The sequence below is a fragment of the Gordonia sp. 852002-50816_SCH5313054-c genome, from assembly GCF_001665925.1.
In the GTDB taxonomy this organism is placed as follows: domain Bacteria; phylum Actinomycetota; class Actinomycetes; order Mycobacteriales; family Mycobacteriaceae; genus Gordonia; species Gordonia jacobaea.
This window is the reverse complement of the sequence record NZ_LZTE01000034.1, coordinates 325,023-350,928: the sequence shown is the minus strand read 5'-3', so window position 1 is coordinate 350,928 and position 25,906 is coordinate 325,023. Positions and strand designations below refer to the sequence as shown.

Annotated in this window: 30 protein-coding genes, 4 tRNA genes and 1 riboswitch; of the genes, 13 read left to right on the top strand and 21 right to left on the bottom strand. The window is 65.6% G+C overall.

Annotation, left to right across the window (positions count from 1 at the left end; translation table 11 throughout):
* Positions 1–97: 97 nt before the first annotated feature.
* The 3 genes from ruvB to ruvC are packed head-to-tail and all read right to left on the bottom strand — an operon-like array spanning position 98 to position 2,387.
* A complete protein-coding gene (gene ruvB, locus A5788_RS07700) occupies positions 98–1,180 on the bottom strand; it encodes a Holliday junction branch migration DNA helicase RuvB (protein ID WP_005202614.1) in 1,083 nt (360 codons plus the stop codon).
* Positions 1,180–1,773: a Holliday junction branch migration protein RuvA gene (gene ruvA, locus A5788_RS07695; RefSeq protein ID WP_064866320.1), complete on the bottom strand. Its 594-nt coding sequence runs from the start codon at positions 1,771–1,773 to the stop codon at positions 1,180–1,182. The genes ruvB and ruvA overlap by 1 nt, the downstream gene beginning before the upstream one ends.
* Positions 1,770–2,387 carry a crossover junction endodeoxyribonuclease RuvC gene (ruvC, locus tag A5788_RS07690; RefSeq protein WP_064870805.1) on the bottom strand — a complete coding sequence of 206 codons (618 nt, stop codon included), beginning with the start codon at positions 2,385–2,387 and terminating at the stop codon, positions 1,770–1,772. The genes ruvA and ruvC overlap by 4 nt, the downstream gene beginning before the upstream one ends.
* A gap of 93 nt (positions 2,388–2,480) precedes the next feature.
* Between ruvC and A5788_RS07685 the strand changes: the two genes are divergently transcribed.
* On the top strand, positions 2,481–3,092 hold the full coding sequence (locus A5788_RS07685) for a hypothetical protein (RefSeq protein WP_064870864.1): 612 nt from the start codon (positions 2,481–2,483) through the stop codon (positions 3,090–3,092).
* 3 nt (positions 3,093–3,095) lie between these two features.
* On the opposite strand, the gene A5788_RS07680 is transcribed toward A5788_RS07685, so the two are convergent.
* From A5788_RS07680 to A5788_RS07605, 16 genes are all read right to left on the bottom strand, one after another.
* The gene (locus A5788_RS07680) at positions 3,096–3,848 is read right to left on the bottom strand and encodes a YebC/PmpR family DNA-binding transcriptional regulator (protein ID WP_064866316.1); all 753 of its coding nucleotides are present in this window, start codon (positions 3,846–3,848) and stop codon (positions 3,096–3,098) included.
* 61 nt (positions 3,849–3,909) lie between these two features.
* Positions 3,910–4,530, bottom strand: coding sequence for a pyridoxal 5'-phosphate synthase glutaminase subunit PdxT (gene pdxT, locus A5788_RS07675; RefSeq protein ID WP_064870806.1), 621 nt, complete (start codon positions 4,528–4,530; stop codon positions 3,910–3,912).
* Positions 4,527–5,381: an acyl-CoA thioesterase gene (locus A5788_RS07670; protein WP_064866312.1), complete on the bottom strand. Its 855-nt coding sequence runs from the start codon at positions 5,379–5,381 to the stop codon at positions 4,527–4,529. Before A5788_RS07670 ends, pdxT begins: the two co-directional genes overlap by 4 nt.
* 47 nt (positions 5,382–5,428) lie before the next feature.
* Positions 5,429–5,947, bottom strand: coding sequence for a helix-turn-helix transcriptional regulator (locus A5788_RS07665; protein WP_064870807.1), 519 nt, complete (start codon positions 5,945–5,947; stop codon positions 5,429–5,431).
* Positions 5,948–6,139: 192 nt separating this feature from the next.
* Positions 6,140–6,877, bottom strand: a complete 738-nt coding sequence (locus A5788_RS07660; protein WP_064866308.1) for a hypothetical protein — start codon at positions 6,875–6,877, stop codon at positions 6,140–6,142.
* A gap of 22 nt (positions 6,878–6,899) precedes the next feature.
* Positions 6,900–7,742 carry a PP2C family protein-serine/threonine phosphatase gene (locus tag A5788_RS07655; protein ID WP_064866306.1) on the bottom strand — a complete coding sequence of 281 codons (843 nt, stop codon included), beginning with the start codon at positions 7,740–7,742 and terminating at the stop codon, positions 6,900–6,902.
* 85 nt (positions 7,743–7,827) lie between these two features.
* Positions 7,828–8,790, bottom strand: coding sequence for a pyridoxal 5'-phosphate synthase lyase subunit PdxS (pdxS, locus tag A5788_RS07650; protein ID WP_064866304.1), 963 nt, complete (start codon positions 8,788–8,790; stop codon positions 7,828–7,830).
* Between the two features lie 128 nt (positions 8,791–8,918).
* Positions 8,919–9,437 carry a hypothetical protein gene (locus A5788_RS07645; protein ID WP_064866344.1) on the bottom strand — a complete coding sequence of 173 codons (519 nt, stop codon included), beginning with the start codon at positions 9,435–9,437 and terminating at the stop codon, positions 8,919–8,921.
* Positions 9,438–9,526: 89 nt separating this feature from the next.
* Complete coding sequence (locus A5788_RS07640) at positions 9,527–10,651, bottom strand: glycosyltransferase family 4 protein (protein ID WP_064870808.1); 1,125 nt, start codon at positions 10,649–10,651, stop codon at positions 9,527–9,529.
* The gene (locus A5788_RS07635) at positions 10,648–11,565 is read right to left on the bottom strand and encodes a phosphatidylinositol mannoside acyltransferase (protein WP_064866300.1); all 918 of its coding nucleotides are present in this window, start codon (positions 11,563–11,565) and stop codon (positions 10,648–10,650) included. The genes A5788_RS07640 and A5788_RS07635 overlap by 4 nt, the downstream gene beginning before the upstream one ends.
* Positions 11,562–12,290 (bottom strand): phosphatidylinositol phosphate synthase, encoded by a 729-nt coding sequence (gene pgsA / locus A5788_RS07630; protein WP_064870809.1) that lies wholly within the window; start codon positions 12,288–12,290, stop codon positions 11,562–11,564. The genes A5788_RS07635 and pgsA overlap by 4 nt, the downstream gene beginning before the upstream one ends.
* A 64-nt stretch (positions 12,291–12,354) precedes the next feature.
* Entirely contained in the window at positions 12,355–12,942 is a 588-nt protein-coding gene (locus A5788_RS07625; RefSeq protein ID WP_064866342.1) for an HIT family protein, read from the bottom strand.
* On the bottom strand, positions 12,935–14,992 hold the full coding sequence (gene thrS / locus A5788_RS07620) for a threonine--tRNA ligase (protein ID WP_064866296.1): 2,058 nt from the start codon (positions 14,990–14,992) through the stop codon (positions 12,935–12,937). The genes A5788_RS07625 and thrS overlap by 8 nt, the downstream gene beginning before the upstream one ends.
* Before the next feature lie 113 nt (positions 14,993–15,105).
* Positions 15,106–15,519 (bottom strand): TIGR02611 family protein, encoded by a 414-nt coding sequence (locus tag A5788_RS07615; RefSeq protein WP_064866294.1) that lies wholly within the window; start codon positions 15,517–15,519, stop codon positions 15,106–15,108.
* Complete coding sequence (locus A5788_RS07610) at positions 15,458–16,978, bottom strand: glycosyltransferase 87 family protein (protein ID WP_064870865.1); 1,521 nt, start codon at positions 16,976–16,978, stop codon at positions 15,458–15,460. Before A5788_RS07610 ends, A5788_RS07615 begins: the two co-directional genes overlap by 62 nt.
* 30 nt (positions 16,979–17,008) lie before the next feature.
* Positions 17,009–18,445, bottom strand: coding sequence for a carboxylesterase/lipase family protein (locus A5788_RS07605; protein ID WP_064870810.1), 1,437 nt, complete (start codon positions 18,443–18,445; stop codon positions 17,009–17,011).
* Positions 18,446–18,684: 239 nt separating this feature from the next.
* On the opposite strand from A5788_RS07605, the gene A5788_RS07600 reads away from it, so the two are divergent.
* The 6 genes from A5788_RS07600 to A5788_RS07575 all read left to right on the top strand — a co-directional run bounded on the left by A5788_RS07600 (position 18,685) and on the right by A5788_RS07575 (position 22,110).
* Positions 18,685–19,287 (top strand): recombinase family protein, encoded by a 603-nt coding sequence (locus tag A5788_RS07600; RefSeq protein ID WP_064866290.1) that lies wholly within the window; start codon positions 18,685–18,687, stop codon positions 19,285–19,287.
* Positions 19,284–19,550 (top strand): hypothetical protein, encoded by a 267-nt coding sequence (locus A5788_RS07595; protein ID WP_064870811.1) that lies wholly within the window; start codon positions 19,284–19,286, stop codon positions 19,548–19,550. The genes A5788_RS07600 and A5788_RS07595 overlap by 4 nt, the downstream gene beginning before the upstream one ends.
* A 74-nt stretch (positions 19,551–19,624) precedes the next feature.
* Complete coding sequence (locus A5788_RS07590) at positions 19,625–20,188, top strand: NADPH-dependent FMN reductase (RefSeq protein WP_005206064.1); 564 nt, start codon at positions 19,625–19,627, stop codon at positions 20,186–20,188.
* A gap of 117 nt (positions 20,189–20,305) precedes the next feature.
* Positions 20,306–20,899 carry a DinB family protein gene (locus A5788_RS07585; protein WP_064870812.1) on the top strand — a complete coding sequence of 198 codons (594 nt, stop codon included), beginning with the start codon at positions 20,306–20,308 and terminating at the stop codon, positions 20,897–20,899.
* A gap of 279 nt (positions 20,900–21,178) precedes the next feature.
* Complete coding sequence (locus A5788_RS07580; RefSeq protein ID WP_064870866.1) at positions 21,179–21,832, top strand: 2OG-Fe(II) oxygenase; 654 nt, start codon at positions 21,179–21,181, stop codon at positions 21,830–21,832.
* Between the two features lie 8 nt (positions 21,833–21,840).
* Positions 21,841–22,110, top strand: a complete 270-nt coding sequence (locus tag A5788_RS07575) for an Ada metal-binding domain-containing protein (protein WP_064870867.1) — start codon at positions 21,841–21,843, stop codon at positions 22,108–22,110.
* A gap of 86 nt (positions 22,111–22,196) precedes the next feature.
* Here the strand turns inward: A5788_RS07575 and A5788_RS07570 are convergent.
* A tRNA-Val gene (locus A5788_RS07570) sits at positions 22,197–22,268 on the bottom strand.
* Positions 22,269–22,502: 234 nt separating this feature from the next.
* On the opposite strand from A5788_RS07570, the gene A5788_RS07565 reads away from it, so the two are divergent.
* From A5788_RS07565 to A5788_RS07540, 6 genes are all read left to right on the top strand, one after another.
* Positions 22,503–22,575 (top strand) — tRNA-Gly (locus A5788_RS07565).
* Positions 22,576–22,597: 22 nt separating this feature from the next.
* Positions 22,598–22,671, top strand: a tRNA-Cys gene (locus A5788_RS07560).
* 19 nt (positions 22,672–22,690) lie between these two features.
* Positions 22,691–22,765: transfer RNA gene (locus A5788_RS07555), tRNA-Val, on the top strand.
* A 147-nt stretch (positions 22,766–22,912) separates the two neighbouring features.
* Positions 22,913–23,009, top strand: a riboswitch (TPP riboswitch).
* The gene (locus tag A5788_RS07550; RefSeq protein WP_064870813.1) at positions 23,003–23,776 is read left to right on the top strand and encodes a 3-oxoacyl-ACP reductase; all 774 of its coding nucleotides are present in this window, start codon (positions 23,003–23,005) and stop codon (positions 23,774–23,776) included. Its footprint overlaps the riboswitch before it by 7 nt.
* 23 nt (positions 23,777–23,799) lie before the next feature.
* Positions 23,800–24,009 carry a hypothetical protein gene (locus tag A5788_RS07545; protein ID WP_064870814.1) on the top strand — a complete coding sequence of 70 codons (210 nt, stop codon included), beginning with the start codon at positions 23,800–23,802 and terminating at the stop codon, positions 24,007–24,009.
* Between the two features lie 203 nt (positions 24,010–24,212).
* Positions 24,213–24,797 carry a GNAT family N-acetyltransferase gene (locus A5788_RS07540; protein WP_442902913.1) on the top strand — a complete coding sequence of 195 codons (585 nt, stop codon included), beginning with the start codon at positions 24,213–24,215 and terminating at the stop codon, positions 24,795–24,797.
* Positions 24,798–24,841: 44 nt separating this feature from the next.
* Here the strand turns inward: A5788_RS07540 and A5788_RS07535 are convergent, their stop codons facing one another.
* Positions 24,842–25,822 (bottom strand): alpha/beta hydrolase, encoded by a 981-nt coding sequence (locus A5788_RS07535; RefSeq protein ID WP_442902910.1) that lies wholly within the window; start codon positions 25,820–25,822, stop codon positions 24,842–24,844.
* Positions 25,823–25,906 lie beyond the last annotated feature (84 nt).

The window sequence follows — 25,906 nt, the reverse complement described above, 5'->3', positions numbered from 1 at the left end:
AGTCCTTCGTTGAATGTTGAGGTGGCACGCCGTAGCTGTGCACTCCCTCTAGTGTGCCATGCCGCGAATTCGGACATTTGGCTCACTACCTGGGTGCTCAGAGGTCGTCGAACAGCGATTCACCGTCGACGTCGCGCGGACGAACACCGAACGTGGCGTTCAGAGCACCCGCAGGCGGGGTCAATCCGAGGTGGTGCCACGCCGCGGCCGTCGCCACCCGACCGCGTGGAGTCCGCGCGATCATCCCCGCACGCACGAGAAAGGGTTCGCAGACCTCTTCGACGGTTGCGGGCTCTTCGCCGACGGCGACGGCCAGAGTCGACACACCCACCGGTCCACCACCGAAAGCCCTGATCAGCGCATTGAGCACGGCACGGTCGAGGCGGTCGAAGCCGAGTTCGTCGACGTCGTAGACGGCCAGCGCAGCCCGTGCGGTGTCGACAGTGACGGTTCCGTCACCGCGCACCTCCGCATAGTCGCGTACACGCCGCAACAGGCGATTCGCGATACGCGGTGTCCCGCGTGACCGACTCGCGATCTCCGACGCCGCGTCGCCGCCGAGATCGATGCCGAGAATGCCAGCGGAACGGCGGAGGACTCGCACCAACTCGTCGGTCTCGTAGAACTCCATGTGGGCGGTGAACCCGAATCTGTCGCGCAGCGGGCCGGTCAGCGACCCCGACCGCGTGGTCGCGCCGACCAGCGTGAACGGTGCGACGTCGAGCGGAATCGACGTCGCGCCCGGCCCCTTGCCCACCACGACGTCGACTCGGAAGTCCTCCATCGCGAGATACAGCATCTCCTCGGCGGGGCGCGCGATGCGATGGATCTCGTCGATGAAGAGGACGTCTCCCTCGACCAGATTCGACAGCATCGCCGCGAGATCGCCTGCCCTCTCGAGCGCCGGACCAGACGTGACCCTGATCGCGGCGCCCATCTCGGCCGCGATGATCATCGCCAACGACGTCTTGCCCAGCCCGGGAGGTCCGGACAACAGGATGTGGTCGGGTGTTCCTCCCCGACCACGCGCTCCGTGCAGAACGAGTTCGAGCTGTTCACACACCCGCGGTTGCCCGATGAAGTCGGCCAGTGAACGCGGACGCAGGCCCGCGTCGAGGTCGCCGTCGGACCGCACGGGCGTCGCGTTGACCTCGCGCTCGATCGGCTCGTCGGAACTCATCACGACTTACCCAGCACCGCAAGGGATTTCCGCAAGGCGGCGGACGCATCCGCATCGGGCGTCTCCGCGAGAATCGCGACGACGGCCTTCTCCGCGGGCGCCGCGGTGAAGCCGAGTCCGACGAGCGCCTCGATGACCTGATCCCGCACTCCACCGCCCGTGACACTTACGCCTGCCGGTCCGTCTGCCGCCGGACGATCGACCTTGTCACGAAGCTCGACGACGAGCCGCTCGGCGACGCGCTTGCCGATCCCGGGGACCGACGTGAGCGCTTTGACGTCGGAGTCGGCCAGCGCCCTGCGCAGCGCCTCGGGTTCGAGGACGGCCAGCGTGGCCATCGCGAGCCGCGGCCCGACACCGGTCACGGTCTGCAGCAGCGCAAACAACGCTCTGGCGTCGGGCTCGGTGAACCCGTACAGCGTCATCGAGTCCTCGCGCACGATCATCGAGGTGAGCAGCGTCGACTCTTCACCCCGATGCATCCGCGACAACGTCGACGGCGTGGCGAGAACGCGGTATCCGACACCCGCGCAATCGATCACCACATGGTCGAGCGCGACGTCGACCACGGGTCCACGAACAGACGCGATCATGCTCCGCTCCTCCCCTGTGCTGCGCCGGCGGCGCGCTCGCGCGCGGTATCGGCGGCGCGCTCGCGTGCGGCGGCGATCTTCTCACGATGCCGGGCGGCCGCGGCCTCGGCCTGCCGCTGCGCAGCCAGCATCCGCTCGGCCATCGGACCTCGCCAACAGTGGCAGATCGCGAGAGCCAACGCGTCGGCGGCGTCGGCTGGGCGCGGCTTGGTCTGCATGCCGAGAATGCGGGTGACCATTGCGGTGACCTGTGCTTTGTCGGCGCGCCCGCTTCCGGTCACCGCGGCTTTGACCTCGGATGGGGTGTGGAAGCGTACGGGAATCTCGCGCTGACCGGCGGCGAGCGCGATGACGCCACCTGCCTGCGCGGTGCCCATCGCCGTGGAGACCTGGTTCTGGGCGAACACCCGCTCGATCGCGACGACATCGGGGTGGTGTGTGTCGAGCCAATGAGAGGCCGCCGTATACACCGCGAGCAGTCGTCGTTCGAGGTCCATGTCGGTCGGTGTGCGGACAACGTCGACGTCGAGCGCAGTCACCTGGCGACCAGCACCCGACTCGACGAGGGCGATACCGCATCGCGTCAGCCCCGGGTCGACGCCCATCACTCGCACACATACTCCTCGGATTGCAGCGAACAGTTGTTCGAGATATTACCGAGGGGTCCCGACAATGCGGGTGATCGACACGGCGTAAGAGTGGACTCGATGACGCGATTCGAACCGATCACTCCACAGGGCCTGGCGCAGCTGTGTATCGACCGCTGCGCCGACCTTCCCGGCATCGCGGTCGTCGGAGTCGACGGCGCGCCCGCCGCCACGCCGGACATGCTCGCCTCCGAGATCGTCGACGGCTTGCGGGCATTCGGACGTGCGGCGGCCGTGGTCCGCACGTCGGACTATCTGCGCCCGGCATCACTGCGGCTCGAGTACGGCAGATCCGATCCCGAGTCGTACCGGGAGAACTGGTTTGACTTCGCCGCGATCAGCCGAGAGGTGATCGACGCCGTCCGGACGCATCGACGATGGCTGCCACGCTTATGGGACCCGGTGCGCGACAGATCATTTCGTGACGAACACCAGCACGCCACCGACTCTCAGGTCATCGTCGTCGCAGGCCCGATGCTGCGCACGCACGGACTCGACCTCGACGTCGTGATCCATCTGGCGATGTCGGAGGGCGCTCTGCGACGCCGGACACCCGACGCCGAGCAGTGGACCATCCGACCCCTGCTCGACGACGACGCGCACGCTCCGACCGCCGATCTCGAGGTGCGTTACGACCACCCGGACCGACCGGCGCTCGCCCGAACGAACTGAAACTCAGGCGTCGAGTTCCGCGAGGACCTCGTCGCTGACGTCGACGTTGCTGTACACGTCCTGGACGTCGTCGCAGTCTTCGAGCGCGTCGATCAGCTTGAAGACCTTTCGGGCGCCCTCGGCGTCGACCGGTACCTCGACGGAGGCACGGAAATCGGCCTCGGCGGAGTCGTAGTCGATACCGGCGTCGACCAGCGCGGTGCGCACAGCGACCAGGTCCGTCGGCTCGCTGACCACCTCGAACGATTCGCCGAGATCGTTGACTTCCTCAGCGCCTGCATCGAGGACCGCCATCAGGATGTCGTCCTCGGACTGCCCGTTCTTCTCCAGCGTCACCACACCTCGGCGGGTGAAGAGGTAGGCCACCGAGCCCGGGTCGGCCATATTGCCGCCGTTGCGGGTCATTGCGGTGCGGACCTCGCCGGCCGCGCGGTTGCGGTTGTCGGTCAGACACTCGATGAGGATCGCGACGCCGTTCGGTCCGTAACCCTCGTAGGTGATGGTCTGCCAGTCGGCGCCACCGGCTTCTTCGCCACCGCCGCGCTTGCGTGCGCGCTCGATGTTGTCGTTGGGTACCGAGCTCTTCTTGGCCTTCTGGATCGCGTCGTACAGCGTCGGATTACCGGCGGGGTCGCTACCCCCGGTACGTGCCGCGACCTCGATGTTCTTGATCAACTTGGCGAACATCTTGCCGCGCTTGGCGTCGATGACCGCCTTCTTGTGCTTGGTGGTCGCCCATTTGGAATGGCCGCTCATACGCTGTTCCGATCCTTTCGCGTGCCCGCGGCATCGTTGCCACGCACGGTGTCGTTCGTCATTAGATCTTAGCGGCGACCATCCCGACGAAGTATTCGTGCACTCGTCGATCGCCTGTCACCTCCGGATGAAACGACGTCGCGAGGACGTCACCCTGACGTACCGCGACGATCCGACCCTCCGCGGGACCCTCGGTCACTCGGGCCAGAACCTCCACGCGCTCGCCTGCCCGCTCGACCCAGGGCGCGCGGATGAAGACCGCACGCATCGGGTGTCCGTCGGTGATGCCGTCGACCTCCAGATCGGTCTCGAACGACTCCACCTGCCGCCCGAACGCGTTGCGGCGCACCGTGATGTCGAGCGCGTCGAGATGCCGGGCATCGGGCCGTGTGTCGAGGATCTCGGAGGCGAGCATGATCATTCCCGCACACGAACCGTAGGCAGGCATGCCGTCGTGGAGGCGCGCACGCAGCGGTTCGAAGAGGTCGAACACGCCCAGGAGTCTGCTCATCGTCGTCGACTCCCCGCCCGGGATGATCAATCCGTCGACGGCGTCGAGTTCTTCACGACGACGCACACTGATCGGCGTCGCGCCCGCAGCGGCGACGGCGGCGAGATGTTCGCGCACATCACCCTGCAGTGCGAGGACTCCGACACGTGGCGATCCGGTATCCGCGGTCACCTGTCGTGCCGTGCGTGCTGGTCGGCGGGCATCTGGCGGCCGGTGCGGCTCAGGCCCTCTTGCGTGACCGCGGCGACGAGCCGACCGTCGCGATCGAAGATGCGGCCCTGGGTCAGCGCGCGGCCACCCCCGGCCGACGGCGAGCTCTGGTCGTAGAGCAGCCATTCGTCGGCACGGAACGGTCGCATGAACCACATGGCATGGTCGAGCGAGGCCGCCTGCGGTTCGATACCGGGGTGCGGCACCTTCGACGACCCGAGCAACGTCATGTCACTCATGTAGGCCAGCGTGCACACGTGGATGGTCTGATCGTCGGGCAGCCGGTGTCGGTACCGGAACCAGACTCGTTGCTGCGCAGCGAAATACGGATTCGTCACCATGTCCTCGCGCGGCACCACACGAAGGTCGAAGTTCTGCCATTCCTTGAGCACCGACGAATCGTCGTCGGACAGAGTCTCGGCCCTGTCGGGCAACGACTCGGGGTCGGGCGCAGGCGGCATACGGTCCTGGTGTTCGATTCCCTCGTCGCCGTGCACATGGAACGACGCCGACATCGTGAAGATCGCCTCGCCGTTCTGGATTCCGGTCACTCTGCGGGTGCAGAACGACCGTCCGTCGCGGATGCGGTCGACGAGGAAGACCGCCGGAATATCGGGATTGCCGGGCCGGAGGAAGTATCCGTGCAGTGAATGCACCGTGTAGTTGTCGTCAACCGTGCGGGTGGCCGAGACGAGCGCCTGACCCGCTACCTGGCCGCCGAACGTGCGCTGCAGAAAGCTCTCGAACGCGCCACCGCGGTAGATGTCCTTCTCGATCCGCTCGACCTGGAGGATCTCTTCGATGTCTGCCACCCGGACAGTATCCCGCATGGTGACACCGCGGCAGACACACAGCCCGGTCAGAGCTCGTCGAGCTCGACGATCCCGTCCTGGACCGCGCGCGCGACGAGTCCCGCCTTGGTCGGGGCCGGACGGCCGATCTCGGCGTACTTGGCCCGAATACGCGTGAGGTGTGTATTCACCGTGCCGAGCGAAATGTACAGCGCCGCAGCGGTTGCCGGCTTCGTGTCGACCATCAGCCACGTCCGCAGCACCTCGATCTCCCGCGGCGTCAACTGCGGCTTCGGCAGTGCTTGTCGGCTGCGTGGGCGCTCGTCGGTCGTCGCCGCCTCCCCCACGTTCGCATCGAGCCGCGGCAACAGGTGCATGTGTCGTTCGCCCCGGCCACCGGCCACAGTCGCGCCCTGCCAAGGGCCTTCGCCGACAGCGACGGCCGCTGAAGGCCCGGGCAACGGCATCCGACGCGCGGCGAGCCGGGCCAACGCCTCCTGACGACGCGCCACCGACTCGGCACGACGTCGTGCGGCGTAGGCGTCGAGTTGCACAGCGGGAATGCGGGGTGCGGTAGGTGCGGTCATGTCAGCATCTCCTCGGTCATCGCTTGTGCCGTATCGGTCTACGCCGTGTCGGCTCGGTCATTCGCGGTACTTCGCACCGCGTGCAGATGACGTTATGAGTGCTCGGGTCGCCGGTCGATGGGGAGAACTCCCCTGGGCATGGGGAGAACTCCCCATGCCGCATCGTCGCAGGTCAGAGCGGGTGAATCGGATTCAGCCGGCGGCGTTGCGCGCGGCCTCTTCGTCGATGAGTGGTAGGTCGCCGCGCGTGACGATGCGCGAGGCCACCGCGTACTCGACGAGCTTCGCCCGGCGATTGCTCGCGAGCTTTCCGCCGCCCGCTCGCATTCCGCTGACTCCGAGTTGGTCGAGCTTGTCGCAGACGTTGTCGAGCTTGCGGTTGAACTTCGTCAGCGACCAGCCCAGCCGCCCCGCGGCCTGCGCCGACGAGGGGATCGCGCTGGCACCCGTGCCGTCACGACGCAGAATCTCCTCCGCCAGGACGACGATCAGCAGCTTCTGACTCTCGGTCAGCATCGGGACGCCCTGAGTGATCATCCCGCCGACCACCTCGGGCGCGGTCACGGCGTCGACCTGCGGGCTCACGGTGTGGACGTCGACCTCGTAGGTGGTCGGCCCTGCCGTGAACACGATCGTGGTGTGACCGAAGACCAGCGGCATCCGGGCGCCCGGTCCGAGCACCGCCGAGAATCCGACGTCGCCCGCAGACACGCTCGCCGATAGATGCGCACCCTGATTACTCAACCACCACAAGCCATTCACGTTGTGCAGCAACAAGAATCGACGGTGCAGATAGGGGTTGTCGTCGACGGACAGATCCGCCTCACGCCCGATCCAGAACCGACGACCCGCCAGAATTCCGAACCGCTCGCCGCAGTAGTCGACGAACGCGCGCTCGGACTGCGTTTGCGGAACCTGCCCGGACGTCATCGGCGAGCGCACCTCGGCGCTGTCATGTGGGCGTCTCCTCCGACGTCTCCATGCTCTCCCCGTCGACCTCGCCCGACTCCTCGTCGCTGCGCACCGACACGACGACGACGGTCACGTTGTCGTGCGCACCGACGAACAGCGCGGCGTCGACAAGGCTTGCCGCGGCATCCTCTGCGGAATCGGAACCCGCGAGAATCTCGGCGATCTCGGCGTCGGGCAGCTCGCCGGTCAGTCCGTCCGAACAGATGAGCAGGACATCGCCGGGTAGTGCCGGGGTGGAAAAGTAGTCGGCGTCGGGCTCGGCCATGCCCGCACCAAGCGCCCTGGTGATGACGTTGCGGCGCGGATCGATTCGTGCCTGCTCGGCGGTGATCACACCGGCGTCGACGAACTCCTGGACCTGCGAATGGTCGCGTGTGAGCAGCTGCAGCGTGCCGTTCTGGAACCGGTACGTCCGCGAATCGCCGATGTTGAGGATCAGCCAGTGGAGGACGTCGTCGTCGGTGACGAGCACCGCGCCGGTCACAGTGGTCCCCGCTCGTCGGTCGGAGAAGCCATCGATACCACCGATGCGCTGCTGCGCGTCGACGAGCAGTCGGTCGAGTACGTCTCGGGTATCGGCGAGTTCGGCACCCGGCTCGACCTCGGCCAGCGTCAGGAGCGCTGCTTCACTGGCCAATTCGCCACTCTCGTGCCCGCCCATACCGTCTGCAAGCAGATACCGTCCGGGCAGCACGAGAGCAGCATCTTCGTTGGCGTCGCGGACACCTCCGACGTCGCTGTACACCGACCAGTCGAGTCGCAGATCTCCGACGATGTCGCTGCCGGTCAGCGACGAATCACGGACGATGCTCACCGAGTCCATGGTCAGCAGATCCTACCGGCGGGTTCGCCACCCGCGGGTGACGTACCCACCGTCGGCGCGAACGTGTCCATGTCGTCGATGTCGCCTACCAGCCGCGCTCGGCAAGACGGTGCGGTGCCGGGATGTCGTCGACGTTGATGCCGACCATGGCCTCGCCGAGTCCGCGCGAGACCTTCGCGAGCACGTCCGGGTCGTCGTAGAACGTCGTCGCCTGCACGATCGCCGCCGCCCGCTGCGCGGGGTTACCCGACTTGAAGATGCCGGAACCGACGAACACGCCCTCGGCGCCGAGCTGCATCATCATCGCGGCGTCGGCCGGAGTGGCAATGCCGCCTGCGGTGAACAGGGTCACCGGGAGTTTGCCCGCGTTGGCGACCTCGACCACGAGGTCGTACGGAGCCTGCAATTCCTTTGCCGCGACGTACAATTCGTCCTTCGGCAGCGAGGTGAGGCGTCGGATCTCATCGCGGATCTTGCGCATGTGGGTCGTCGCGTTCGAGACGTCGCCGGTGCCGGCCTCACCCTTGGAGCGGATCATCGCAGCACCTTCGGTGATGCGTCGAAGCGCCTCGCCGAGGTTGGTGGCACCGCACACGAACGGCACGGTGAACGCGAACTTGTCGATGTGGTTGGCGTAGTCGGCGGGCGTCAGCACCTCCGACTCGTCGATGTAGTCGACGCCGAGACTCTGGAGGATCTGCGCCTCGACGAAGTGTCCGATACGCGCCTTGGCCATCACCGGGATGCTGACCGTGTTGATGATCCCGTCGATCATGTCGGGGTCGCTCATGCGCGACACGCCACCCTGCGCACGGATGTCGGCGGGTACCCGCTCGAGCGCCATCACCGCGACAGCGCCCGCGTCCTCGGCGATCTTCGCCTGCTCGGGCGTCACGACGTCCATGATCACGCCGCCCTTGAGCATCTCGGCCATTCCGCGCTTGACGCGGGCAGTGCCGTGTCCTGCCTGCGAGTCAGCAGCGGCGTGTCCGTTGATCGACGAGGTTGCGTCGGTCGCGGGCTGCTCCCCTGATTCGAATCGACTCACTGTAAGTCTCCTGATTTCGCGTTCACGGCCCATCGGCGATCCACTGGGCTCCTGGCATTACAGGATAGGCGACCCCGAATTGTGTCCTGGCCGCAGGTTCGCCGCCTGTCAGGACGATTCGCCGCCTGTCAGGACGATTCGTCCGGTGTCACCCGCTCGGAGATCTCGAAATACGCGGGCGGTGCCGCCGTGCCTCCGAGCTTGAGCCAACGGACGGGTCTCCTGGTCGCCAGCGCCCGCGTGTCACGAACGGCGTCGTTGTAGAAGCGTCGTGCCATCATCACGCGAGTCTCGGCATCGGCGAGTTCGATCGACAGCGACGCCGGACGAGTGCCGTTATCGGTACGGGCAAGTGCTGCGGAGACGTCGTTCTCCGCGTCCTCGCGCTGATCGGGCGCCGCGCTCTCGGCGCGGTCGGCGACCGCGGTGAGTGTCGCCGCGGCCGCTGCATCACGGTCGTCGGTCGATGTCTCCATCCACGCCGCTATGGCCCGCGCGACGACGCTTCGCCGCTCGAGCGCCGATTCCAGAGACCGACGTGCCAGATCGACGCGGACGTTCAGCCGGTCGAGACGGTTGGCGGTCTTGTAGGCCCACGCCGCCGCCACGACGACCAGCACCACCACGATGAACACGATCGTCGCCACGGTGCCCGAGACCGTGATCCCGGAAAACCGCACGGCGTCGGCAAGGTTCGATGCCACGTGTGGCCCTGCACCATTCATGTCTTGCCCACTCAGTCCGACACCACGACGGGTCCGGCGTCGACGGTGACCGTCTCGTACACGCGCAGGATCTGGTCGGCCACACGCGACCAGTCGTACTTCGCGGCTCGCGCCCGACCCGCTTCGACGAGGTCGGCGCGGGCGTCGTCGTCGGAGAGGAGTGCTGTCACGGCGTCGGCGAGCTCATCGGCAGAACCGACAGCAACGAGCTTTCCCGCACGGCCGTCGTCGAGAACGCGTCGGAAGGCGTCGAGTTTGCTCGCGACCACCGCTGCGCCCGCCGCCATGGCCTCCACCAGAACGATGCCGAAACTCTCGCCACCGAGATTGGGGGCCACGTACACGTCGGCCGACGCCAGCGCCCGCGCTTTGGTCTCGTCGTCGGCCTGACCGAGCAGTACGAGGTGGTCGGCGAGATCTCCTGCTCGACGCCTCAACGCACGCTCGTTGCCTCCGCCGACCACCAGGATTCGGACGTCGGGAAAACTCTCGACGATCGTCGGCAGTGCACGCATCAGAATGTCGATGCCCTTGCGTGGTTCGTCGAATCGGCCGAGGAACAGCACTGATCGACCGGGGTGCGGGTAGACGGGCAGGGGCGGTGAGTCGGCGAAACCCGCACAGTTGATGCCGTTCGGGATCTCGACAGCGTCGGAACCCAGCGACTCCATCTGCCAGCGCCGCGCGAGCTCCGACACAGCGATCTTGCCCGCGATCCGCTCGTGGTACGGGCGCAAGATTCCCTGAAATGTCTTCAACCACAACGACTTCGACGTCGAGGTGTGAAACGTCGTGACTATCGGCCCCAGCGCGACCATCAACGCGAGCATCGAAAGACTCGGCGAATTGGGTTCGTGGACGTGCAACACATCGAACTCGTTCTCGGCGATCCAGCGGCGAAGCGTGAGGTAGCCGTGTGGGCTGAAGCAGACGCGAGACACCGACCCGTTGTAGGGCAGCGCCACCGCGGGACCCGCCGACACCACGTAGTCCGGCAGCACCGTCTCGTCGGCGGCGGGCGCGAGGACGCTCACGGTATGGCCACGGTCGATGAACACCTCGGCGAGCTCGACCACATGCGCCTGCACGCCGCCCGGAACGTCGAACGAGTACGGACAGACCATTCCGATCTTCATCCGGTGCTCTCGATTCGGGCACGACGCTCCGCCGACCAGTCGGATTCCCAGAGCGGCTGCAACATGTGCCAATCTGCAGGATGTGCCGCGATGTTCGTGGCGAAGGCGTCGGCCACCGCCTGGGTGGCCTGCTTGACGCCGCCCGACACGTCGACCGACTCTCCGACAAGGATTTGCGACCTCCCGTCCGGGAGGAAGAAGTGGTGAACGGGCATGAGCGCTGCGCCTGTCTCGATCGCGAGACGCGCAGGTCCGGCGGGCATGCGGGTCGGCTCACCGAAGAACTGCACCGGAACGCCGTGGCGGGTCAGGTCGCGTTCTGCGAGCAGACACACCACCGACCCTTCGCGAAGTCTGTCGGCGAGACGCGCGAACGGAGGCTGTTCCCCACCGGTGAGCGGAAAGATCTCGAATCCGAGGCTTTCGCGATACGCGACGAATTGATCGAACAGCGACTCCGGTTCGAGTCGTTCGGCGACTGTCGAGAATCGATGTCCGCGATTGATCAGCCACACCCCGGCCATGTCCCAGTTGCCGCTGTGCGGCAACGCGAAGATGAGCCCCTTGCCCTTCGCGATCTCGGCCTCGAAGCGGGCGACATCGTCGTCGGCGATGTGCACCGACGCCGCGGCGTTCGCCAGCCCCATGGCGGGCAGGCGAAACGCTTCGTACCAGTACCTGGCATACGAGCGCATCGCGTCGGCGACGAGTTCGTCCGGGACGTCCTGCGGCCGCGTGGCTCCGATCACGCGGGCAAGATTGCGTCGCAACTGCTGCGGGCCGCCGTTGCGGCGACCGACCATCGCGCCCGCGCCCTCGAAAACGGTTCTGCCCCAACTGTCCGGAAGCAGGCGCACACCCGCCCATCCGGCCCGGTAGCCCAGGTCGGAGACGTACCCGCCGAGGCGACTCACCGGCTTCCGGTGCCTGCGTCGGGCCCAGCCTGGGTCTCGGTGTCGGGGTCGGTCGTGGTGTCAGCATCGGTCCCGGCGTCGGTGTCAGCGTCAGTCGCGCTCGACGCCAGCGGGATCAGGTCTCGGGCACCCGGTGACCGGGAAATCGACCACATGCGCTGTCCGACGGTGATCACGCTCCCGATCGCGAGAAGCCACATGGCGACGTGAATCGCCCACCACAGTCCGAGACCGGTGAAGCCCGCCCCCACCAGAACGACGATCAGCCGGTCCGGGCGCTCGATGAGACCGCCGTCGCCATACAGACCCGACGCCTCGGCGCGTGCCTTGGCATAGGAGATGACCTGCGAGGTCACCAGGCAGATCATCGTGGCCACGAACAGCCACTGGTGCGGCACCGTCCACGCGCACCACCACGCGAGACCCGCGAAGATCGCGCCGTCGGCGATGCGGTCGCAGGTGGCGTCGAGCACCGCACCGAATCGGGTTCCGCCACCGCGAGCTCGCGCCATCGCGCCGTCGAGCATGTCGAACATCACGAACAGCCAGATGACCATCGTGCCCCAGAAGAGGTGGCCCATCGGGAACAGCGTCACCGCCGCCGCGACTGTCGCCACGGTGCCGATCACGGTCATGGCGTCAGGAGTCAGCCCGGTGCGCAGCAACGCGCGTCCGAGCGGCAACGTCACCTTCGACACCGACGCCCGGCCTCGAATGCTCAGCACCGCACCGCTCCTTCCCGACCGTTCAGTTCTGTACCTGCACTGCTCATGCGGTGCGGTCGCGCGCTCATGGGGTGTCGAGCTGCTTCCACGCGTCCGACAGCAGCGCACGGGTATCGCGCAGCAACTGTGGCATGACTTTTGTCTCGCCGACAACCGTGATGAAGTTCGCGTCGCCCACCCACCGCGGCACGATGTGCTGGTGGATGTGCTCCGACAACGAGCCGCCTGCCGCGTAACCGAGATTCAGACCCACGTTGAACGCGTTCGGATTCGACACCGCCTTGATCGTGCGGATCATGCGCTGCGTGAACCCCATCAACTCGTCGGCCTCGCCTGCGGTGAGCGCCTCGAGGTCTGCGACCTGCCGATACGGCACGATCATCGTGTGGCCGGGATTGTACGGGTACAGGTTGAGCACCGCGTAGACGTGCTCCCCGCGCGCCACGATCAACCCGTCCTCGTCGGTCATCGTCGGGATGTCGAGGAAGGGGTGCCCGGTGAGGTCCGAACCGTCGGCTGCCTTCTTCACGACCGGTGGGTCGGCCGTGATGTAGGTCATCCGGTGCGGACTCCACAGCCGCTGTAGCCGATCGGGATCGCCGGTGCCGCAATCGCGGATCTCACCGGTCGACGCGTCGTCGGCGTCAGGCATCTCCTGCACCCTCGATCAGCTCCTTGGTCGGAGACTCGTTGCGACGCGCGGAGATCCACTCGTCGATGATTCTGACCGCGTCGGCAACGGGCACGCCGTTGACCTGAGTGCCGTCTCGGAATCGGAAGCTCACCGCACCCGCCTCGACGTCTCGCTCGCCTGCGAGAAGCATGAACGGCACCTTGCCGGTGGTGTGCGTGCGGATCTTCTTCTGCATGCGGTCGTCGGAATAGTCGACCTCGGCGCGAATTGCCTTGGCCTTCAACTGATCCACGACGCCCTGAAGGTGGTCGACGAACGCCTCGGCAACAGGGATGCCGACGACCTGCACCGGCGACAGCCATGCCGGGAAGGCGCCCGCGTAGTGCTCGGTGAGCACGCCGAAGAACCGCTCGATCGAACCGAACAGGGCGCGGTGGATCATGACGGGGCGATGTTTGGCGCCGTCGGAGCCGGTGTACTCGAGGTTGAAGCGTTCCGGCAGGTTGAAGTCGAGCTGAATGGTCGACATCTGCCAGGTGCGGCCCAGCGCGTCCTTGACCTGGACGGAGATCTTGGGTCCGTAGAACGCGGCGCCGCCGGGATCGGGTACGAGGTCGAGTCCGGACTCTCCCGCTACCTCGGCGAGCGTGTTGGTCGCGATCTCCCAGGTCTCGTCGTCGCCGACGGACTTCTTGGGATCCCGCGTCGACAACTCCAGATAGAAATCATCGAGACCGTAATCGCGGAGCAGATCGAGGACGAAGGTCAGCAGCGAACGCAGTTCGTCACGCATCTGCTCGCGAGTGCAGTAGATGTGTGCGTCGTCCTGAGTGAACCCTCGTGCGCGGGTCAGCCCGTGGATCACGCCCGACTTCTCGTAGCGGTAGACGGTGCCGAACTCGAAGAGACGCAACGGAAGTTCTCGATACGAGCGTCCACGCGCATCGAAGATCAGGTTGTGCATCGGACAGTTCATCGGCTTCAGGTAGTAGTCCTGAGCCGGCTTGCGCACCGAGCCGTCGTCGTTGAATTCGGCGTCGAGCTGCATGGGCGGGTACATGCCGTCGGCGTACCAATCGAGGTGTCCCGACACCTCGAACAGGTTGCTCTTGGTGATGTGCGGCGTGTTGACGAACTGATACCCGGCAGCGATGTGACGCTTGCGCGAGTAGTCCTCCATCTCGGTGCGGATGATGCCGCCCTTCGGATGGAACACCGGTAGGCCCGAACCGATCTCGTCGGGGAAGCTGAACAGGTCGAGCTCTGCACCCAGTCGTCGATGGTCGCGCTTCTCGGCCTCCGCGAGCATCTCGAGGTAGGTGTCCTGGGCTTCCGACGACTCCCACGCGGTGCCGTAGATGCGCTGGAGGTCGGCGTTGTCCTGATCGCCGCGCCAGTACGCAGCCGAGCTCCTGGTGAGCTTGAACGCGGAGATGTACTTGGTTGTCGGGACGTGCGGGCCGCGGCACAGATCGCACCAGATCACCTCGCCGGTGCGGGGATTCAGGTTGTCGTACGCGGTGAGTTCCGCCCCACCGACCTCCATGACCTCGCTGTCGTCGGCCGCGCCCTTGTCGTCGATCAACTCGAGCTTGTACGGCTCCTTGGCGAGCTGCACCCGGGCCTCGTCCTTCGACGCGTAGACCCGTCGCGAGAACTTCTGACCCGACTTGATGATCTGCTTCATCTTCTTCTCGAGCGCGGTGAGATCTTCGGGGGTGAAGGGCTCGGCGACGTCGAAGTCGTAGTAGAAGCCGTCCTTGATCGGCGGCCCGATCCCGAGCTTTGCCTCGGGAAAGAGATCCTGCACGGCCTGTGCGAGCACGTGCGCCGTCGAATGCCTGATCACGCTCCGGCCCGCCTCGGTGTTGGCGGCAACCGGTTCGACGTCGGTGTCGAGATCGGGAGCCCAGGAGAGATCGCGCAGTTGGCCTGCGGCATCACGAACGACGACGACGGCCTCGGGTCCCTTGTTGGGCAGTTCGTGCTCGCGCAGCGCCGTGCCCGCGGTGGTCCCGGCCGGCACACGGATCGTGGCTGGGCTGGTCACCATTGCGTTGTCGGGCACTTCGCTGCTCCTTGATGCGAGGCGGGCAAGCTACCCGCCGATCGGTTTCGGTGTTCGTGCACGTCGATCGTATCTGCGGGCGCCTCGCTGGCCACCACCGCGGCCGGGATGTCCTACAGGATCGGGCTCGTGAGCCACGTCGCGTCGAGGTTCACCCAGTTCGCGGCAGTTCCCAGGACACCCAGGACCCACAGGGAGGCGAGTACGACGACGCAGGTGGCGATGCCGAAGGCACCCTGCACCGACCAGTGACGTTCCTTCATCCAGTCGAGCCAGGCGTCGTATTTGCTTCGCGCGAAGCGCAGTAGTCGTTGAGCCCACGAGAATTCCGACGCGAGGATGCCGAGTCCGAGGAACACGATCAACCAGCCGGGGCCGGGATAAGGGATGGCGACGATGCCGCCTGCGAGCACGAGCGCACCGACGACGCCGACAACGATCCGATAGGTGAGGTTCAGACGCGCGTCACGCCGGATGACGTATCTGCGTTGACGACTCCAGATGCGTATTCGTTGCCACGTCGGCACGCAGTACTCCACTCTCCGCGTTTGCTGTCTCCGACGCCGTGGGGCTGACGGCACCGGACGACTCGATGTCTCCAGGGTACGTATCCGGCTGCGTCACCTCCCCGCGCGCCTCGGCGCGACGCTGCCGGAACTCGGCTGCCAGCGTGACGATGATCGTCAGCAACAGGATCAGTGGATAACACCCGGAGTAGAGGATGACCGTGATGCGGTCGAACACTCCCGGGTCGGGATATCGCGGCATCATGAACAGCCCGACCGCGATGATGTGATCGGCTCCGTAGTGGCTTCCGCTGCCCCAGTAGTTCCACCAGTACGAAAACGACAGCGCGCCGACCGTCAGCGGGGCCAACCACCGCCACCAGTACCTACGCCCTCCGATGCTGCCCCGGTACGCGAAGTCGAACGCGACGACCAACAATGGCACCACCCACACCCAGTGATGGCCCCACGAGAACGGTGACACCGTCGCCGCGGTCATTCCCGCGGTGGTGACCGAGAGCAGGCGGCGTCCGCGTCGGTAGGACACGACCGCTGCCCAGAGCCCGAGAATCGCCGCGACGAGCGCCACGGGCATCCACATCCAGTCGGGCGGCGAGAACAACGGCCCGACCGGCGCGGGCTTGGAGAACCGTCGAACATCGAAATACGCCAACATCTGCGCGATGAACCCGTTCACCGACTGGTTCGCCGGTGAATCCACCCGTCCGATACGTGACTCGCCGGTCACGTATGTCGTCCAGTACTGATGAGCGTCGGCCCTGCTGACCAGATATCCGATCACGACGGTGATGGCGAACCCCACGACTGCCATCGCCGCGGCCCGCCAGCGACGCAGCACGAGCAGGTACACGACGAAGAACGCGGGCGTCAGCTTCAGCCCCGCCGCGATGCCGACGCCGAGACCACGCAGCCTCGATCGCGGATGGAGCAGATCGAGAAAGACGAGGTCGAGCAGGATGATGAACATCAAGAAGACGTTGATCTGGCCGAGCCAGATCGTCGTGCGTACGGGTTCGAGCACCGTGACGCAGATGGCTCCGCACACACCGAAGATCGCGAGTTTGCTGTCAGCCTTGTAGCCGAGCGTGCGCATGCCGAGGTACACCGTCGCCACGAGCGCGAGGAAGATCGCCACCCACCACACGATCTTCGCCACCAGCGCACTCATCAGCGCGAAGAGGGTGAACACCACAGCAGAGAACGGCGGATAGGTGAAGCTCAGACGACCCCACACCGGAAATTCGTAGAGTGGTCGGCCGTCGAGCACGACGCGTCCGCCCGCTCGGTAGACGTACAGATCGGTGGCGTTGTCGAACAGCCCGTTGAATTGCGCGCCGATCGGGATCACGAAGATATGCCAGATCAGCGCGAGGACGGCGAGCGCTCCGACCGCGAGCACCGGCTTCCAACCGAGTACCAGCGGCGACGGTCGCTGATCGACGGTGGTGCTCGCAGACATGAACACACCGTAGCCAAGACTTATCGCAGGTCAGAAACCGAATCGCCGAAGGCGTCGATTGTCTGATTCCGGACCGGTCGACGACCAGCCCGGATCACCTGTCGTCGCGAAGTCGACCCACGCTCGATGCATCTCGTCGGCGACCTGCTGGTCCGGCTCGGGGCCGACGAGGGAGTGTGCCTGGTCGAGGTGATCGAAGACGAATGGGATTTCGACGGCGTGACCTGCCCTGATGTCGGCGATCGGGCTGCTGTACCCGAACTCGTAGAGGTGCGTCGAGCCCGATGGACGCGACGCGGCGAGCGCAGTCGTCGGGCCGGAGAATGCGCGTGCGGTGAGCGCCTGCGCGAGCACGTCGCCTGGGCTGGCACCGGCGTCGAGTCCGGCGCGGAGGTGATCGATGCCATTCGGCTGCCGACCGAGGACCGCTGCGGCAGCCTGCTCCGTGATCGCATCGGCGCCGCCCGACGCCACGAGGAAGAATCGGAACTCGTCGGCGTTCCAGCCTGCCAGCAGCGGAATATCGGCGCCGGTGCCCGACGCGATCGCCTCCTGCGGCACGGAGGTGAGGACGTCGCCGTCGACGACGGGGAACTGGCTCATGATGCCCAGCCCCTTGGCCACCGTCGACTCACCCCAGAGGGCGGGATCGGGGTTCACCATGCATTCGAGTGCCAGTTGCGACTGGGCCGCGAGCAATGCGACGGGATCGACCTCGGCAAACGACTGGGCGTCGGCGTCGACACCCAGGATCGCCGACAGCCGCGCGGTGACCAGACGGGCATCGTCGATCTCCGCCGCAGCTGACCCGTTGCCGCTCTGCATGATCGCTCGCCGGAACAGGCCGCGCGCAAGCGGCGACGCCAATAGCGACGCGACGCTCATGGCACCGGCCGATTCGCCGAAGATCGTCACGTTGCCGGGGTCGCCCCCGAAGCTCGCGATATTCGCCTGCACCCACTCGAAGGCCGCGATCTGATCGCGCAATCCCCTGTTCTCGACGCCACCGCTCACCGACGCGAAACCCGCTGTGCCGAGCCGATAATTGATGCCGACGCAGACCACACCGTCGCGGGCGAACGTGTCGCCCGCATACATGGCCAACCGGTTGGAACCGCGGGTGAACGCACCGCCGTGAATCCACACCATCACCGGTAATCCGCCCGCGCTCTGATCCGGGGTCCACACGTTGACAGTGAGGTAGTCGTCGCCGAGTTCGATCACGTTGTCGAGCAGAGCGGCGATCGGCGCCGGGTACGGGACCTGCGGTGCCGTCGGCCCGTACTCGACGGCCGTGCGCACACCGTCCCAGGCGTCGACCGGCCGGGGCGAGTCGAACGCCGCGGGCCCGACAGGAGGAGCCGCGTAGGGGATCCCGAGAAAGACCGCTATGTCGCCAGTTCTGCGACCCGAGACACGCCCGGAAGTGGTCGCTACGACGGGGGACTCGAGATGTGTTCGCGTCATGCTCGCGGACAGTACGCCGTGACGACGCCCAGCCGGATGCGATCGCGAAGATATCTCGGATCTCCGTCTCATAACTCGTCCAGACCGTCTCATAACTCCGACAGTTTGGGAGTTCGGTGATCCGACCGATCGCCTCAACTTCGGTTTGGTTAGGGCATGACTCGTGGATCGGCAACCGTGTCTCGAAACGCCGTCGCCAAATCTCATTTTGTCTCTAGTTCTGCGATACGTTGTTGGACATGGCACAGCCCCCTTCGTCCGCGCAGCACATGCTGCTCGGATACGCGCGTGCGAGTGCCGTGGCGCCGGCACTCGACGAGCAAGTCGACACCCTTGTCTCCCACGGCGTCGCCCAGCGTCGGATCTACACGGACGACACCCTGGCGGGAGTCGTTGCGGCACAACGGCCCGGCTTCGATGCTCTCCTCGACTACGCCCGCCCGGGCGACCTTCTCATCGTCGTGAGCATGGACCGGTTGGGGCGCTCCGCCGACGAAGTCCTGGCGACCGTCCGCACGCTCACCGAACACGACGTGGGGATACAGGCCCTCCGCGAGGGCCTGAGCACGCACGACGACGGAGGTTCCACACTCGTCGGTGTCCTCGCGTCGCTCGCAGTCGCCAACGACGAGATGAGCGCCGTCGGGCGTCGAGCGCGCAGCCCCGGCGACCGTCATCGAACCGGACACCTCGGACGCCCACGAGCGCTGACCGACGACCAGGTCGAGCTCGCGCGACGCCTCCGCGACAACGGCGATTCCGTCCCGACGATTGCCGCCGTACTCGGCGTCAGTCGCGCCACCCTGTACCGCACCCTCGCAGAAAAGAGATCCACCAGATGACCAGCGGCCGAATTGTCGCGTTTCCGTCGTCGACGCCCCCGACGACGCATCAGTCGTCGCTGACCGACGACACGCTCGACGAAGATGCGTTCCAACGCGGATTCGACGACGCGACAACGTATCTCGCCACCATGCCGGTTACCTGGGCGCGTCACCACGCGTCGTCGGCGCTCGCCTCCGGAGACATTCCCGAGATCACCCAGAGCTACGAACGCGGCTACCGCGCCGCTCTGTACGGCTTCGTGAAGCAGGCTCGCCGCTGACTGCCACGTGTGCACGCTGACTACCATCGTTGGCGCAGACCCAGCTCGAGAATCCGAACAGAGAAGAGACTCTTATGACCAGGCTGATGATCATTCTCGGAAGTGTCCGCGAGGGCCGTATCGGCGGCCCGATCGCCGAATGGGTCAAGGCAGCAGCCGATGCCGACGACCGTTACGACGTCGACTTCGTCGACCTCGCAGAGCTCAATCTTCCGTTCATGGACGAGCCGAACCATCCCCGTCTCAAGAACTACGTGAAGGACCACACCAAGGCGTGGAGCGCTCGCGTCGAGGCAGCGGACGGGTTCATCTTCGTCTTTCCCGAGTACAACTACAGCTACTCCCCCGCCATCAAGAACGCGCTCGACTACCTGCACAGCGAGTGGGATCGCAAACCCGTCGGCTTCGTCAACTGGGGCGGCAACTCGGCGGGAACACGCGCCCAGGTCGCGCTGCGGGTCGTCGTGTCAGCACTCGGACTCGTCATGACCAAGGGCAACGTCGAGATCAACTTCCCGCAGAAGCAACTGACCGACGACGGCATCTTCGAGCCGAACGAGCAGCAGAGCGCCGTGGTCAAGGCTCAGCTCGACGAGATCGTGAAGCTGTCTGAAGCTTTGGCACCGCTTCGCGGATGACGAGCTTTGGCACCGCTTCGGAGTTGAGAGTCATTATTTCATTGCGGACCGAAACCGACCGCAATCACTGAGAGGCTCTGATCAGAAGTTCACACCACCTCTGATCGGAGCCTTTCGATGTATTCACCGCAGCGCGACAATGAAGCAACCGGTATCGCCAACTACGTGGATCAGCAGCTCGACGCGATCCGCGCCGCGGCGTTCGGCCTCACGGAGGCGCAGCTGCGCGAAACCCCCTGTCGGAGCGAGCTTTCCATCGGCGGCTTGATCAAGCACACCCTCGACGGCATGCGTGGCGCAGTCGAGCGCCTCTCCGGTGAGGACGTCACGCCGACGGTCGACGCGGACGGCGTCGCCGACTACCTCGCCGGTTTCGTTGTGGGCGAGGACGAGTCGGTCGACGATCTGCTCAGCGACTTCGACAGCACACGCGAGCAGCTGCGTGGACTGATTCTGGCCGGCGACCCGGACGCCGACGCTATTGCGCCGCCCGCTCCCTGGTACGGCCAGCTCGAGCCGCAACCAATTCGGTTGCGCTACTTCCTCATTCACCTCATCGAGGAGTACGCACGCCACGCGGGGCACGCCGACATCATCCGAGAGCAGATCGACGGCATGGCCGTACCCGCTCTGGTGATGACCCGCGAGGGCGTACCGGCGAATCAGTTCTTCACACCCTACGAACCTGCCGCGGGGACCGTCGGAGCGTGAAAGGCACTGTTCCCCAAGCTAGGTGCTTGGAGACACCGAGAGCCGCGCTGGTGTAAACCTCATCTCACGTTTCGGTCCGCTGTCGCGACTACCCGGTGAGGGCGCAGGACGCGCTCGGTAGTCGACATTGGAGGAAACGTGATCACAGCCGCAGACAAGCGAGGCAATCGCGGGGCTGACGCCGGCGCACACAGCAACGTCGGCTCCACAGGTGCGGCAACGGGGGATGCGCACTCGGAGCGTGTCGAGTCGGCCGACTGGCGAAGCGTCACCGCCGAGGTGAACGAGTACGGCGGTGCGCTTCTCCCGCGGCTACTGACCGCATCCGAGGGCGACGACCTCCGAGCGTTGTACGACGCCGACGACGTCTTCCGCACGACGGTCGACATGGGTCGTCATCGCTTCGGGGAGGGACAGTACAAATACCTGGACACTCCCTACCCGGAGCCGATCGAGCGGCTGAAACAGGCGCTGTATCCGCGCCTGCTGCCGATCGCTCGGGACTGGTGGACCAAGCTCGGGCGTGACCCGATCTGGCCGGACACCCTCGACGAGTGGCTGGCGATGTGCCACGCGGCGGGCCAGACGAAATCGACGGCTATCTTGTTGAAGTACGGCGAAAGGGATTGGAACGCACTGCATCGGGACCTCTACGGCGACCTCGTTTTTCCGTTGCAGGTGGTCATCAATCTCAGCAATCCCGGAGTCGACCACACCGGCGGAGAGTTCCTGCTACTCGAACAACGCCCACGAGCACAATCACGGGGAACCGCGTTCCTGCTGCCGCAGGGCCATGGCTACGTGTTCACCACCCGAGACCGTCCCGTCGAGTCCAAGCGCGGGTGGTCGGCAGCTCCGATCCGACACGGAGTCTCGGCCGTACGATCCGGCGAACGCATCACCCTCGCCTTGGTCTTCCACGACGCCGCGTAGCTGTGGACGTGGAGGAGAAGACGTACACGCTCCTCGGAGTAGATCGCAAGGCGTATCGGAGCGCGACACCGGGAAGCCTTGGCGGACACCGACGTAGCCGCATCTACGGCGAGTTGGATTGCACCTCTGCGCTGCGGACGATAGCCCGGGGCGGCTACGTGAAGGACCGCGTGTTCTTCGCCGACGAGGCGACTGCGATCGCGGCAGGTTACCGGCCGTGCGCGGTGTGCCTTCCCGAAAAGTACCGGGCCTGGAGGCGGGCGCAGGAGACGCAGTGATCAAGGCGCAGGTACTGCCGTCAGGGAACACCCTGTCGGGCGCAAAGCTCGGCGTTGGGATGACCCACCGAGCGGCGATTTTCTTGTGGTCCCGGCTGGGATCGAACCAGCGACCTTCCCGGTGTGAACGGGACGCTCTTCCACTGAGCCACGGGACCGCGCGCGACGCGCAAAGGCGTCGGTGCACGAGGGCAAAGACTACACGGATCGACGCCGGGAACCCAAATCGCGGTCTGGCGGTGCGTCTCGGCGCGATCGTGACACCCTCCTCCTGCGCACTTCACACTTTCCGAGCCTCTGACCAGGCGATTTGTTAGAAGCGTGTCGGTCGGATAATGTTCTGCATCGCATCGCGAGCAACAAATGGTCCACAAGATCTGCTCGCGAAGCATGCGGATGTAGCGCAGCTGGTAGCGCATCACCTTGCCAAGGTGAGGGTCGCGGGTTCGAATCCCGTCATCCGCTCGGCGCGAGTCGACTCGCATCTGGTGGTGTGGCCGAGTGGTGAGGCAACGGCCTGCAAAGCCGTGTACACGGGTTCGATTCCCGTCGCCACCTCCAAACCACCAATTTCATACCCGCGCGATTAGCTCAGCGGGAGAGCGCTTCCCTGACACGGAAGAGGTCACTGGTTCAATCCCAGTATCGCGCACCATCAGATCCCGCTGTTCGCAGCGGGATCTTTTTGTTCCCCGACCCACTGTTCCAGTTGTGTGGGATCCACGGGTACAAAAATGCCCCCGAGGATCCCACGCAACTCTAACCTGTGCTTGCGTTCGCCACCCGAGTGCGATCTGATTGCCAGACTGACACGGGGTGCCGACACAAGGTCGGCTGAGATCAGACCCGCAGAACCTGCTCCAGTTAGCACTGGCGAAGGGATGGTCCGAAAATGCCTGCAGCGCTGCCTCTTTCCGAGCACGTCGTACTGATCACCGGGGCCGGCCGCGGACTGGGCTCAACGCTCGCACGCGCCGCGGCGCGTGAGGGTGCGCGCGTGGTCGTCAACTACCGTCGTAGTGCAGATGCGGCAGTTGCGCTGGCAGCAGAGTTCGGCGACCGAGCACTCGCCGTCGAAGCCGACGTGACCGACCCCGATGCTGTTCAGGCAATGATCGACACTGCGACAACGCATTTCGGCGCGCCGATCACATCGGTGGTGAATAACGCCCTCCCCGACTATTCGTTCAACGGCGACGCGCGCTCAACCGCCGACACCATCACCACCGCAGCACTCGACGCGCAGTTTCGCGGAATCGTCGGCGGCGCACTGACAGTCGTACAGGCGGCCCTTCCGGGTATGCGGGAAGCCCGTACGGGGCGCATCGTCAACATCGGAACCAACCTCGTCCAGAATCCCGTCGTCCCCTACCACGACTACACGGCCGCCAAGGCCGCTCTCCTGGCGCTGACGCGTACGTTGGCCGCCGACCTCGGCCCGGACAACATCACCGTCAACATGGTCTCCGGCGGACTCCTACGCACCACAGACGCCAGCGCAGCGACACCTCCTGAGATCTTCGACGCCATCGCCGCGTCCACTCCCCTGCGGTCAGTGACCACACCAGAGGAATTCGCCGACGCCACACTGTTTTTCCTCTCACCGTGGTCGCGAGCGGTCACCGGACAGAACCTCGTCGTCGACGGCGGTCTCGTCAAGGACTGAACGTCGACAGGCATACTGCGAACATGAACATCGACTACCGCCCGGGCAGTTTCACCGTCGTCGACGCATCAGGTCGCGAGGCCGCATTCGACGGCGACCGGTACAAGTGGGAGATCACCGACGGCATGCTCATCGTCAACGCCATCACCACCGAGGGCCAGGGCGCGATGCCATACGAGGTGACCGAACTTCGCGAGATCTACGCGGGCTCGTGGCGACTCTCACTGGGGTGAATCCAGCGCTTCGTCGTGCACCTGAGCCGACCGATCGCCTTCCGATGCCCTCGGGGCGGTCGTAGAATCGTATGCATGACTGCTGATATGACACCCGGCTGCGACAACCCCGACTGCACCTGCGGACCCGACTGCTCGTGCGGCGCCAACTGCACCTGCGGAAAGAAATAGCGCCGTCTGTGCCACTCGATCCGACCGGCCCGATCGCCGCCGAAGCTGCACCCGAACAACATTCCCAGGGCAAGTTCATCGTTGACGTCGTGGTCGACCCCTCGCTCACCGCCGACGTCGCCGAGGTAGCTGCCGCCACCTTCCCCCTGGCCTGCCCGCCACACTCATCGCCCGACGACATCGCAGGCTTCATCAAGGCCAACCTGGCCGAGGCGAACTTCGCTGACTACATCGCAGGCAACGAGAGTGACGTGCTGGTCGCCCGCACGCCCGACGGTACGACGGTGGGCTACTCGCTCGTGCACCACAGGCCACCCTCCGACCCCGACGTCGCCGCCGTGGTCGGCGAGGAACCATCGTCGGAGCTGTCGAAGATGTACGTCCTCCCCGACCATCACTCGCGGGGACGCACCGACCCGCCCGCACAGTTGTTGATGCGCGCCGCGATCAAGACCGCACGTGATCGCGGCAGCGTTCTCGTCTGGCTCGGCGTCAATCAGGAAAACGTTCGCGCGCAACGCTTTTACGTCAAGATGGGATTCGAGCGCGCCGGCGTCAAGACCTTCGACCTCAACGGCAGCATCGAGAACGACTTCATCCTGATCCGACGGCTCTGATCCCGCCGGCGCTGACGACTACGGCCCAGGCCGCCCGACGGCGCTCAGCGCACCGGAACGTCGAGCGCCTTCGCGATCGTCGGCCATGCGCGGTGCAGATCCTGGTTCCAGTAGCCCCATGAGTGCAGACCCTGGCGGAAGTTGTAGGTGATCTTCACGCCCGCCCGATCGGCCTTCTGTTTGAAGGCCTTCGTGCACTGCAGGGCGGCACTCTCGAGTGCGCCACCCACCGGCGAAGCGATGCCCGCCACGCCCAGCGAGAGATCAGGCAGTCCGTTGCCGACTGAGACGTAGATCGGCTTCCCGCGTAGCGAGGCGATGTGTTCTGCAGGGTCGTGTGCGGCCCAGAGAGGGCTGGTGATCGGTCCCCACATGTTGTCCGGGTTGCCGCCGCGCGTTTGGACGGTCGCCGCGGTCGCTCGGCGGAAATCCGGTGTCCCCTGATCGAGACATCCGCTGAATGCTGCGACGCCCGAGTACATTTCGGGATTTCGAACCGCGATCGACATCGCGCCGAGCGCGCCCATCGACAGCCCACCGATTGCTTTCACGCCGTTGGTGTCGAACCGCTTCTCGATCAGTGGCGGGAGCTCTTTGGTCAGGAACGTCTCCCACTGGTTGTTCTTGAGCACGGGGTCGTTCGACCGCCAGTCGGTGTAGTCCGAGCCCGTCCCTCCGATCGGAAGCACCACGTAGACCTGCTTGTCGGCCATGAACTTCTCGATGTCGGTCTGGTAGGTCCAGCCGCTCTCGGTGTAGTTCGTGTAGACACCGCCGTCGATCCCGTCGAGGAGGTACAGGGTCGGACGCGGCGTCGAACGGTCTCGCGGCAACAGCACGCTGACCGTGATCCGTCGCCCCATGGCCGCGGAGTATGTCGTCACCTGTGCGCGCGTGGGGCTCTTCATGCTCACCGCTTCGATGCGTGACGCGTCCGTCGGACCCGCGGGTGCCGCAGAGGCCGGAGCCGAAACCACCACTCCCGCGAAAAGTGCCGCAACACACGCAGCAACCGTCACTATCACCCGCACAATTGGCCCCCAGGGTCGAGTCAAGCGAGGCGCCGACGCACCCCGCTGATGAGCGCAGACTCCACGTCCCCCGACACG